Annotated in this window: 6 protein-coding genes; all 6 read left to right on the forward strand. The window is 63.5% G+C overall.

What is annotated here, in order from left to right:
• Nucleotides 1-178 precede the first annotated feature (178 nt).
• The 6 genes from QWI18_RS00085 to QWI18_RS00110 all read left to right on the forward strand — a co-directional run bounded on the left by QWI18_RS00085 (nt 179) and on the right by QWI18_RS00110 (nt 12330).
• Nucleotides 179-1519, forward strand: a complete 1341-nt coding sequence (locus tag QWI18_RS00085) for an MdtA/MuxA family multidrug efflux RND transporter periplasmic adaptor subunit (RefSeq protein WP_192131994.1) — start codon at nt 179-181, stop codon at nt 1517-1519.
• Nucleotides 1516-4611, forward strand: coding sequence for an MdtB/MuxB family multidrug efflux RND transporter permease subunit (locus QWI18_RS00090; protein WP_369317847.1), 3096 nt, complete (start codon nt 1516-1518; stop codon nt 4609-4611). The genes QWI18_RS00085 and QWI18_RS00090 overlap by 4 nt, the downstream gene beginning before the upstream one ends.
• A gap of 112 nt (nt 4612-4723) precedes the next feature.
• The gene (locus tag QWI18_RS00095) at nt 4724-7831 is read left to right on the forward strand and encodes an efflux RND transporter permease subunit (protein WP_065990611.1); all 3108 of its coding nucleotides are present in this window, start codon (nt 4724-4726) and stop codon (nt 7829-7831) included.
• Nucleotides 7832-7839: 8 nt separating this feature from the next.
• Nucleotides 7840-9318: an efflux transporter outer membrane subunit gene (locus tag QWI18_RS00100; RefSeq protein WP_296306357.1), complete on the forward strand. Its 1479-nt coding sequence runs from the start codon at nt 7840-7842 to the stop codon at nt 9316-9318.
• A 126-nt stretch (nt 9319-9444) separates the two neighbouring features.
• On the forward strand, nt 9445-11535 hold the full coding sequence (locus QWI18_RS00105) for a bifunctional diguanylate cyclase/phosphodiesterase (protein ID WP_192131750.1): 2091 nt from the start codon (nt 9445-9447) through the stop codon (nt 11533-11535).
• A gap of 48 nt (nt 11536-11583) precedes the next feature.
• Entirely contained in the window at nt 11584-12330 is a 747-nt protein-coding gene (locus QWI18_RS00110) for an SDR family oxidoreductase (protein WP_065990613.1), read from the forward strand.
• Nucleotides 12331-12422 lie beyond the last annotated feature (92 nt).

Below are 12422 nucleotides of genomic sequence, written 5' to 3' on the forward strand. Positions count from 1 at the left end.
CCATCAGTCGACGGCATTACCCGGCAACATCCAGGCGGCCTGACACCCTCAGGCCGTTTTTTATGGGTACGTCAGCACCTTATTCCGAGTAAGCACTAGGTAAATTGCCGGTAAAGCCCCTTTGCCTTGCCGGACTCTATGCTTATTGTTCAGCCTCCCGAAGACGCTCACGCGCACACTGGTTGATTTATCCATGCAATTGTCTGGCCCCCGTAATTCCCGTCGCTGGCTGATAAGCCTGTTGGTTCTGTTGATCGTCGCTGGCCTGTGCTGGCGCTTCTGGCCGGGATCCGCGTCGCAACCGAACGCCACGGCGCAGAAAGGCGATCAGGCCCAGGCCAGCGCAAGCCGCAGCGGCGGCAACGGCAAGGCGGTGGCCAAGCGTCCCGGGTTCGGCGGCTCCACCGCCCCGGTACCGGTGCGGGTCGCAGTCGCGAACACCGGCGACTTCCCCATTTACTACAAAGCCCTTGGCACTGTGACCGCGCTGAACACGATCAACGTGCGCAGCCGCGTGGCAGGCGAATTGATGAAGATCAATTTCCAGGAAGGCCAGCAGGTCAAGGCCGGCGATTTGCTGGCGGTGATCGACCCGCGCAGCTACCAGATCGCGCTGCAACAGGCTGAAGGCACGCTGATGCAGAACCAGGCGCTGCTCAAGAATGCTCAACTCGACGTACAGCGTTATCGGGGCCTGTACAAAGAAGACAGCATCGCCAAGCAAACCCTGGACACCGCCGAATCCCTGGTCGGCCAGTACCAGGGGACGATCAAGACCAATCAGGCAGCCGTGGGCGACGCGAAGCTCAACCTGGAGTTCTCGCAGATCCGGGCGCCGATCTCGGGCCGCATCGGCCTGCGCCAGCTGGACGTCGGCAATCTGGTCGCTGCCAACGACACCACCGCCCTGGCGGTGATCACCCAGACCAAACCGATCACTGTCAACTTCACGCTTCCGGAAAAAGACCTCGCCGAGGTGCTGAGCCGTTACCGCAGCGGCGGCAAGTTGCCGGTCGAGGCGTGGGACCGTGGCGACCTGAAGCTCCAGGCCACCGGCGTGCTCGCCAGCATCGATAACCAGATCGACATCACCACCGGCACGTTGAAGTTCAAGGCGCGGTTTGATAACGACAACGAAGCGCTGTTCCCCAATCAGTTCGTGAACGCACGCCTGCTGGCCAATACCCTGAAAAACGTGGTGCTGGTGCCGTCGGCCGCGGTGCAGTTCGGCGTTAACGGCACCTTCGTGTACGTGATGGACGGCGACAAGACCGTGCGCATTCGCGCCCTCAAGACCGGGCCAAGCGACGAGAACGCCACGGTGATTACCGAAGGTCTGGCGGCCGGCGACCGTGTGGTGCTCGAAGGCACCGACCGCCTGAAAGACGGCAGTGCGGTGGACGTGGTCAACGACAGCAAGGACGTGCCGGCCTCGCCGGGTCAGCAGTTGCAGGGCAAGCCCTCGAAGGAGCCCGGTGAGTCAGCGGGTACCGAGACCGCGAAGAAAGGCAACGTATGAACCTGTCACGCCTGTTCATCCTCAGGCCGGTCGCCACCACGCTGAGCATGCTCGCCATCGTGCTGGCCGGTCTGATCGCGTACACGCTGCTGCCGGTGTCGGCGCTGCCGCAGGTGGATTACCCGACCATTCGGGTGATGACGCTGTACCCCGGCGCGAGTCCGCAAGTGATGACCAGTGCCGTGACCGCGCCCCTTGAGCGCCAGTTCGGGCAGATGCCGGGCCTGACCCAGATGGCCTCGACCAGTTCCGGCGGGGCCTCGGTCATCACCCTGCGTTTCAGCCTCGACATCAACATGGACGTCGCCGAGCAGGAGGTGCAGGCGGCTATCAACGGCGCGACCAACCTGCTGCCGAGCGACCTGCCGGCGCCCCCGACGTATAACAAGGTCAACCCGGCCGACACGCCGGTGCTGACCCTGGCCATTACGTCGAAAACCATGCTGCTGCCCAAACTCAATGATCTGGTCGACACGCGCATGGCGCAGAAGATCGCGCAGATCAGCGGGGTGGGCATGGTCACCATCGCCGGCGGCCAGCGTCAGGCGGTGCGGATCAAGGTCAACGCCGACGCACTGGCGGCCAACGGCCTGAACCTCGCGGACGTCCGGACGCTGGTCAGCGCCTCCAACGTCAACACGCCCAAGGGTAATTTCGACGGCCCGACGCGGGTGTCGATGCTCGACGCCAATGACCAGCTCAAATCCCCCGAGGAATACGCCAACCTGATTCTGGCGTACAACAACGGCGGCCCGCTGCGACTCAAGGACGTCGCCGAGATCGTCGACGGCGCCGAAAACGATCGCCTTGCCGCGTGGGCCAATGAGAACCAGGCCGTGCTGCTGAACATCCAGCGTCAGCCAGGCGCCAACGTGATCGACGTGGTCGACCGGATCAAGGCGCTGCTGCCCAGCATCACCGAGAATCTGCCCGCCGGGCTTGACGTCACCGTGCTCACCGACCGCACCCAGACCATTCGCGCGTCGGTCAGCGACGTGCAGCACGAGTTGATGATTTCCATCGTGCTGGTGGTGCTGGTGACCTTCCTGTTTCTGCGGCGCTTCAGCGCGACGATCATTCCCTCGGTGGCCGTGCCGCTGTCGCTGATCGGCACCTTCGGCGTGATGTACCTGGCCGGCTTTTCGGTCAACAACCTGACGTTGATGGCGATGACCATTGCCACCGGTTTCGTGGTCGATGACGCCATCGTCATGCTGGAGAATATTTCCCGGCACCTGGAGGAGGGCGAGACGCCGTTGCAGGCGGCGCTCAAGGGCGCCCGGCAGATTGGTTTCACGCTGATCTCGCTGACCATCTCACTGATTGCCGTGCTTATTCCGCTGCTGTTCATGGCCGATGTGGTCGGGCGGCTGTTCCGCGAGTTCGCCATCACCCTGGCCGTGGCGATCCTGATTTCCCTCGTCGTGTCCCTGACGCTGACGCCGATGATGTGCGCGCGCTTGCTCAAGCGTGAGCCGAAAGAAGAAGAGCAGGGCCGTTTTTACCGGGCCAGCGGCGCGTGGATCGACTGGCTGGTGGCCGCCTACGGGCGCAAGTTGCAGTGGGTGCTCAAGCATCAGCCGCTGACCCTGCTGGTCGCCATCGCCACCCTTGGAATCACGGTATTGCTGTATCTGGCCGTGCCCAAGGGCTTCTTTCCGGTGCAGGACACCGGTGTGATTCAGGGCATTTCCGAAGCGCCCCAGTCGGTGTCGTTCGCCTCCATGAGCCAGCGCCAGCAGGCCCTGGCGAAAATCATCCTGAAGGACCCTGCGGTCGCCAGTCTGTCGTCGTACATCGGCGTCGACGGTGACAATGCGACCCTCAACAGCGGTCGGATGCTGATCAACCTCAAACCCCACAGCGAGCGGGATGTGACGGCGTCCGAAGTGATCCAGCGCCTGCAGCCCGAAGTCGATCAGCTGTCGGACATCCGCCTGTTCATGCAGCCGGTGCAGGACCTCACCATCGAGGACCGGGTCAGCCGCACCCAGTACCAGTTCAGCATGTCCTCGCCGGACGCCGACCTGCTCAATCTGTGGAGCGGCAAACTGGTGGAGGCGCTGGCTCAGCGGCCGGAGTTGACCGATGTCGCCAGCGACTTGCAGGACAGGGGTCTGCAGGTGTTTCTCAACATCGACCGCGATGCCGCCAGTCGGCTGGGCGTGACCGTCGCCAACATCACCGACGCGCTGTATGACGCCTTCGGCCAGCGGCAGATTTCCACCATCTACACCCAGGCCAGCCAGTACCGGGTGGTGTTGCAGGCCGACTCGCGCAGTGAGCTGGGGCCCGAGGCGCTGGAACAGATTCACGTCAAGACCACCGACGGCGGGCAGGTCAAGCTGTCGAGCCTGGCCCGGGTCGAACAACGTCAGGCGCAGTTGGCGATTGCCCACATCGGCCAGTTTCCGGCGGTGATGATGTCGTTCAACCTGGCGCCGGGCGTCGCGCTGGGCAAGGCCGTGGAAGTCATCGAGCAGGTGCAGAAAGACATCGGCATGCCGATCGGCGTGCAGACGGAATTCCAGGGCGCAGCCGAAGCCTTCCAGGCCTCGCTGTCCAGCACGCTGCTGCTGGTGCTGGCGGCGGTGATCACCATGTACATCGTGCTGGGCGTGCTCTATGAGAGCTACATCCACCCGATCACCATTCTGTCGACCCTGCCGTCGGCGGCCATCGGTGCGCTGCTGGCGCTGATCCTCAGCGGCAATGACCTGGGCATGATCGCCATCATCGGCATCATCCTGCTGATCGGCATCGTCAAGAAGAACGCGATCATGATGATCGACTTCGCCCTCGACGCCGAACGCAACCGCGGCATCGACCCGGAGACCGCGATCTACGAAGCGGCCCTGCTGCGTTTCCGCCCGATTCTGATGACCACCCTGGCGGCACTGTTCGGTGCGATCCCGCTGATGTTCGCCTCAGGCTCCGGGGCCGAGCTGCGCCAGCCCCTGGGTCTGGTGATGGTCGGCGGCTTGCTGGTCAGCCAGGTCCTGACGCTGTTCACCACGCCGGTCATCTATTTGTACTTTGATCGGTTGGGGCGCCGGTTCCAGCGCAACGAGAAAACCGAGGTGGCGGTATGACCGGCCAGCTGCAAGCCTCAAGCTTCAAGCTGCAAGCTAGAAGCAGCCATGCGCAGGCCGGGGCTTTTGCCTTCCCTTGCAGCTTGAAGCTTGCCGCTTGGAGCTCCCGCCCATGAATCTGTCCGGGCCCTTCATCAAACGCCCCGTAGCGACCATGCTCTTGAGCCTGGCAATCATGCTGCTGGGCGGGATGAGCTTCGGTCTGCTGCCGGTGTCGCCGCTGCCGAACATGGATTTTCCGGTGATCGTGGTCAGCGCTTCGTTGCCCGGCGCCAGCCCGGAAATCATGGCGTCGAGCGTGGCGACGCCGCTGGAGCGCTCCCTCGGGGTGATCGCCGGGGTCAATACCATGAGCAGCCGATCGAGTCAGGGCTCGACGCGGATCATTCTGCAGTTCGACATGGACCGCGACATCAACGGTGCTGCCCGGGAAGTCCAGGCGGCCATCAATGCGTCGCGCAGCCTGCTGCCCAGCGGGATGCGCAGCATGCCGACCTACAAGAAGGTCAACCCGTCCCAGGCGCCGATCATGGTGCTGTCGCTTACCTCCGACGTGCTGGAGAAGGGCGAGCTGTACGACATGGCGTCGACGATCCTTTCCCAGAGCCTGTCCCAGGTGAACGGCGTCGGCGAAGTGCAGATCGGCGGCAGCTCGCTGCCCGCCGTGCGCGTGGAGCTGGAGCCCAAGCTGCTGTCCCAGTACGGCGTGTCGCTGGACGAAGTGCGCACGACCATTTCCAATTCCAATGTGCGCCGCCCGAAAGGCTCGGTGGAGAACAGCGAGCACAACTGGCAGGTGCAGGCCAATGACCAGCTGGAGAAGGCCAAGGATTACGAATCGCTGATCATCCATTACGCCAATGGCGCGGCGTTGCGGCTCAAAGATGTGGCCAAGGTCAAGGATTCGGTGGAAGACCGCTACAACAGCGGCTTCTTCAATGACAAGGCCGCCGTACTGCTGGTGATCAACCGCCAGGCCGGCGCCAACATCATCGAAACCGTAGCGGCGATCAAAGCGCAGTTGCCAGCGTTGCAGGCCGTGCTGCCCGCCAGCGTCAAGCTCGACCTGGCCATGGACCGCTCGCCGGTGATCAAGGCCACCCTGCACGAAGCCGAAATGACCCTGCTGATCGCCGTGGTGCTGGTGATTCTGGTGGTGTTCCTGTTTCTCGGGAATTTCCGTGCCTCGCTGATCCCGACCCTGGCCGTGCCGGTGTCGCTGGTGGGCACCTTCGCGATCATGTACCTGTACGGGTTCTCGCTGAACAACCTGTCGCTGATGGCGCTGATTCTCGCCACCGGCCTGGTGGTCGACGATGCCATCGTGGTGCTGGAGAACATTTCCCGGCACATCGACGACGGCGTGCCCCCCATGGAGGCGGCTTATCTCGGCGCCAAGGAAGTCGGCTTTACGCTGCTGTCGATGAACGTGTCGCTGGTCGCGGTGTTCATCTCGATCCTGTTCATGGGCGGGCTGGTGGAGAGTCTGTTCCGCGAGTTTTCCATCACCTTGTCGGTGTCCATCGTCGTTTCCCTGGTGGTTTCGCTGACCCTGACGCCGATGCTGTGCGCGCGCTGGCTCAAGCCCCATGTGCCGGGCTCGGAAAACCGCCTGCAGCGCTGGAGTCAGCGCGTCAACGACCGCATGGTTGCCGGTTATGACCGCAGCCTGCGCTGGGTGCTCCGCCATCGGCGCCTGACCCTGCTGACGCTGCTGCTGACCATCGTCGGCAACATCGCCCTGTACGTCGTGGTGCCCAAGACCTTCCTGCCGCAGCAGGACACCGGCCAATTGATGGGGTTTGTACGGGGGGATGACGGCCTGTCGTTTTCCGTGATGCAGCCGAAGATGGACACGTTTCGCTCGGCGATCCTCAAGGATCCGGCCGTGGAGAGCGTCGCGGGCTTCATTGGCGGCAACGGCGGCACCGGCAACGCGTTCATCATCGTGCGCCTGAAGCCGATCAAGGAACGCAACATCGGCGCCATGGAAGTGGTCGAGCGGCTGCGCAAGGAAATGCCGCTGGTGCCGGGCGGGCGCCTGTTCCTCCAGCCGGATCAGGACCTGCAACTGGGCGGCGGCCGCGAGCAGACCACCTCGCAATACCAGTACATCCTGCAAAGTGGCGACCTGGAAACCCTGCGCCTGTGGTATCCGAAGGTCGTCGCGGCACTGAAGTCGCTCAAGGAGCTGACTGCCATCGACGCTAACGATGGCGGCGGCACCCAGCAGGTGACGCTGATCGTCGACCGCGATGCGGCCAAGCGCCTGGGCATCGACATGAACATGGTCACCACCGTGTTGAACAACGCCTACAGCCAGCGTCAGGTATCGACCATCTATGACCCGCTGAACCAGTATCAGGTGGTCATGGAGGTCAATCCGAAATACGCCCTCGACCCGACCACCCTGGAGCAGGTCCAGGTGATCACTGCCGACGGCGCGCGGGTGCCGCTGTCGACCATTGCCCGTTACGAGCGCAGCCTGGAAGACGACCGCGTCAGCCACGACGGTCAGTTCGCCTCGGAAAACATCTCCTTTGACCTGTCCGACGGCGTCACCCTCGACCAGGCCAACGCCGCCATTGAACGCGCCGTCGCGGCGGTGGGCCTGCCCGAGGACGTGATCGCCAAGATGGCCGGGACCTCCGACGCTTTCGCCGCCACCCAGAAGAGCCAGCCGTGGATGATCCTTGGCGCGCTGGTGGCGGTGTACCTGGTGCTGGGCATTCTCTACGAAAGCTACATCCACCCACTGACCATACTGTCGACGCTGCCCTCGGCGGGGGTCGGCGCGCTGTTGAGCATCTACCTCACCGGCGGGCAATTCAGCCTGATCTCGCTGTTGGGGCTGTTCCTGCTGATCGGCGTGGTGAAAAAGAACGCGATTCTGATGATCGACCTCGCCTTGCAGCTTGAACGCCAGGGCGGCATGACCCCGGTGGAATCCATTCGCAACGCCTGCCTGCAGCGCCTGCGACCGATCCTGATGACCACGCTGGCGGCGATTCTCGGCGCCGTGCCGTTGCTGCTGAGCAGCGCCGAAGGGGCGGAAATGCGTCGCCCACTGGGCCTGACCATCATCGGCGGCCTGATCCTCAGCCAGATCCTCACGCTGTACACCACGCCCGTGGTTTACCTTTATCTCGACCGTCTGCGCCATCGTTTCAACCAATGGCGCGGTGTGCAGACGGATGCTGCCCTGGACACTCCGCTATGAACGACTCGATGAAAGCGCCTGGCCCACAGCGGACGTTGCCGTTTCACAGGACCTTCGGCGTTGCCTTGTGTGCGCTGCTGCTCAGTGCCTGCGCCGTCGGCCCGGATTACAAGACACCGGACATGCCGACCCCGGCGCACTTCAAGCAGGCCGAAGGCTGGACCCAGGCCAACCCGAGCGATGCGATGGCGCGCGGCGCGTGGTGGGAAATCTACGGCGACGCCCAGCTCAACGCGCTGGTGGAAACACTCAATACGTCCAACCAGACCGTGGCGCAGTACGAGGCGCAGTACCGGCAGGCCGCCGCGTTGGTGCGCAGTGCGCGGGGCGCGTTTTTCCCGACGCTGGACCTGACCACCAGCAAGAACCGCTCGAGCCAGGGCACCGGCAGCAGCAGTTCCAGCCTGAGCAGTTCCAGCAGCGGCATTCGCGACACCTACAACGCGCAACTGGGCGTGAGCTGGGAGGCCGACGTGTGGGGCAAGTTGCGCCGCGGGCTGGAAGCCGACAAGGCCAGCGCCCAGGCCAGCCTCGCCGACCTGGCGTCGATGCGCCTGAGCCTGCAATCGCAGCTGGTGCAGAACTACCTGCAACTGCGGGTGATCGATGAGCAGAAGCGTTTGCTCGAAGCGACCGTCGACGCCTACCAGCGCTCGCTGACCATGACCCAGAACCAGTACCGCGCCGGGATTTCCGGCCGCGATGCCACGGCCCAGGCGCAGACGCAACTCAAGAGCACTCAGGCCGACCTGATCGACCTGCAATGGCAGCGCGCGCAGTTCGAAAACGCGATTGCCGTGCTGATGGGGCAGGCGCCGGCGGACTTCAGCCTCGCGGCGACCACCTCAATTCCGGCGGTGCCGCAGATTCCGGCGCAGCTGCCGTCGCAATTGCTCGAACGCCGCCCGGACATCGCCGCAGCCGAGCGATCGGTGATGACCGCCAACGCCAATATCGGCGTGGCCAAGGCCGCGTATTACCCGGACCTGACCCTGAGCATGAGCGGCGGCTACAGCAGCAGCACCGTCAGCAACTGGATTTCCCTGCCCAACCGCTTCTGGTCGGTCGGCCCGCAATTGGCGATGACCCTCTTCGACGGTGGCCAGCGTGCGGCCGAAGTGGACCGCACCGAGGCGGTCTACGACCAGACCGTCGCCCAGTACCGCCAGACCGTGCTCGACGGCTTCAAGGAAGTCGAAGACTACATGGCCCAGTTGCGCGTTTATGAGCAGGAATCCGGGGTGCGCGACGAGGCGCTGCAATCGGCGCGCGACTCCCTGCGCCTGACCAACAACCAGTACAAGGCAGGGCTGATCGGCTACCTGGACGTGGTCAACGTGCAGACCACCGCACTGAGCAACGAACGCAGTGTGCTGAATGTGCTGGAAAGCCGGTTGGTTGCCAGCGCCCAATTGATCGCGGCATTGGGCGGCGGTTGGGACGCTGCCACCGGGCTGAAAGCGGGCGCCGAAGTCTCCGACCGCTGATGTGAATTAAATAGCGATGTGCCACCTTCGCAACGGAGTGACGGGACTTTCACAGGAATTTCGGTACAATCGCGGCCGAATTGATCAGGGCTGAAAGGCCGCACTCCGTTGAGCCAAGAGCCAGCCATGTTGATCGGCCATTACACCAATTCGCTGGTTCTGATTTCAGTCCTCGTAGCGATTCTCGCGTCTTACACGACCCTTGATCTGGCCGGGCGCATTGCGTCGGCCCGCGGTCGGGCGAGGATGCTGTGGGTGTGCGGCGGCGCGCTCTCCATGGGCATCGGCATCTGGTCGATGCACTTCATCGGCATGCTTGCGTTCACGCTGCCCATCGAGCTGGCGTACGACATACCGCTGACACTGCTCTCGTTGCTGATGACCATTTTCTCCTCGGGTTTTGCCTTGTGGCTGGTCAGTCACGACCGCGTCCCGTTGTCGAATATGCTGTTCGGCGCACTGGTCATGGGCCTGGGCAGCTGCGCCATGCATTACACCGGCATGGCGGCGATGCGCATGCAGCCGGGCATCGACTACGACCCCACCTTGTTCGGGTTGTCGTTGGTCATTGCCGTCACCGCGTCCGCCGTCGCGCTGAGCATCGCCGTGCGGCTGCGCAAGGAAACCCCTTACGTTCGCCTGGCACGCGGGGGCGCGGCGGTGGTCATGGGGTTTGCGATCCTGGGCATGCACTACACCGCCATGACCGCCGCCAACTTTCCACAGGGCAGTTTCTGCGGCGCGCTTTCCAATGGCCTGCGCACCGACGGTCTGGACAAGGTGGTCCTGGTCACCAGTCTGGCGGTGCTGGGCATCACCTTGCTGACGTCGGTGCTGGACGCGCGCATGGCGGCGCGTACCGCCCAACTGTCACTGTCGTTGAAAGAGGCCAACCGCGAGCTCACGCAACTGGCCCTGCACGACAACCTGACCGGGCTCCCCAACCGCATGTTGCTGGCCGATCGTATCGATCAGGCCATGCGCAAGGTCGATGCCCAGGGCGGCATGTTCGCCCTGATGTTTCTGGATCTGGATGGCTTCAAACCGGTGAACGATGCGTTCGGCCATCACGTCGGCGACCAGCTCTTGCGGGCCGTGGCCTTCCGATTGCGCGAGAACTTCCATCGCCATGACACCCTGGCGCGCATCGGCGGCGATGAATTCGTGTTGCTGGTCGAACTCGACGATGGCGAAGAGGCGGTCAGCGTGGCGTCGCGTCAGGTCTCGCTGGTGAACCAGCCGTTCAGCGTGCAGGAACACGATCTGCAGGTGACAGTGAGCATCGGCATCAGCCTGTACCCGGGGAACGGCCGAACCCAGCAGGAATTGCTGATGAACGCCGACGCCGCGATGTACCACGCCAAGAACGCCGGCAAGAACGGCTACAGCTTCTTCGACGCGTCGATGAACACCAATGCGCGCAACAAGCTGCAGTTGCAGCAGGACCTGCGCCTTGCGCTGCGTGACGGGCAATTCTGCCTGCATTACCAGCCCAAGTTCAGCACAAGCTCCCACCGGCCGGTCGGTGCCGAAGCACTGTTGCGCTGGAACCATCCGCAGCTCGGGCTGCTGATGCCGGATACCTTCATCGGTCTGGCGGAAAAAACCGGCTTGATCATTCCGGTCGGCGAATGGGTAATGAGCGAGGCCTGCCGGCAGATGAAGTGCTGGTACGACGCCGGCAACACTGACTGGCGCGTTGCCGTGAACCTGTCGGCATTGCAATTCAGCCATGTCGGGCTGATCGAAGCCGTCGCGGATGCATTGACGACCCACGGGCTGCCGGCCAACTGCCTGACCCTGGAAATCACCGAAACCACCGCCATGAGCGATGCCGACGCGAGCATGACCGTGCTGCGCAAGCTCTCGGACATGGACGTGGACCTGTCCATCGACGACTTCGGCACCGGCTACTCCAGCCTGATGTACCTCAAACGCCTGCCGGCCAACGAATTGAAAATCGACCGCGGTTTCGTGCGCGACCTGGAGCCCGACAGCGACGATGCGGCCATCGTGTCGGCGATCGTTGCGCTGGGTCAGGCGCTGAACCTGCGCATCGTTGCCGAAGGGGTCGAGACCGCCAGCCAACAGAGTTTCCTGACGCGGCTGGGCTGCGACGCGTTGCAGGGCAACCTGCTGGGTTCTCCATTGCCGGCCGAGGGTTTCATGGCTGACATTGAAGCTGCCCGGCGTCGTGTCCGCGAAATCACCGATTGAGTGTTAACACCCACCCCACCTCCACGCATTGATCGACTGGGAACGTTTATGGATAAAAATCTCCTCATCACCGGCGGCTCCCGGGGTATCGGGGCCGCCACGGCGGTGCTGGCCGCAGCGCAGGGATATCGCGTGTGCATCAACTATCTGTCCGATCACGCTTCGGCCGAGCGGTTGTGCGGGCAGATTCGCGAGGCGGGCGGGCATGCCATTGCGGTACAGGCGGACGTCAGCAACGAGGATGAGATCATTCGTCTTTTTGCCCGGGTCGATGCCGACATGGGCCGAATCACTGCGCTGGTCAACAACGCCGGCACGGTGGGCGAGGCTTCGCGGCTGGACACGATGTCCGAGTTTCGTCTGCTGAAGATCATGATGAGCAACGTAGTCGGGCCCATGCTCTGCAGCAAGCACGCGCTGCTGCGCATGTTGCCCCGTCATGGCGGGCGCGGCGGCAGCATCGTCAATGTCTCGTCCGTGGCGGCACGGCTCGGATCACCCGGTGAATACGTCGACTACGCGGCGTCCAAGGGCGCCCTGGACACCTTCACCGTCGGGCTGGCCAAGGAAGTGGCGGGCGAGGGGGTGCGGGTCAACGCCGTGCGCCCCGGTTACATCTTCACCGAATTCCACGCCCTGAGCGGCGACCCTCACCGCGTCAGCAAGCTGGAACCGACCATCCCCATGGGCCGTGGCGGACTGGCCGATGAAGTGGCGGAAGCGATTCTGTGGCTGCTGTCGGACAAGGCGTCCTATTCGACGGGGTCGTTCATTGATCTGGGCGGCGGTCGGTAGTCACCGCTGAATGTGCCGCCGTCTTCCCGGCTGAAGCCGGTCCTACATCCGCGTTCACATTCAATTCCGCTGACTGCACGCGGTCCCTTGTA

Origin of the sequence: Pseudomonas sp. W2Oct36 (assembly GCF_041060465.1) — a bacterium.
GTDB lineage: Bacteria > Pseudomonadota > Gammaproteobacteria > Pseudomonadales > Pseudomonadaceae > Aquipseudomonas > Aquipseudomonas graminis_B.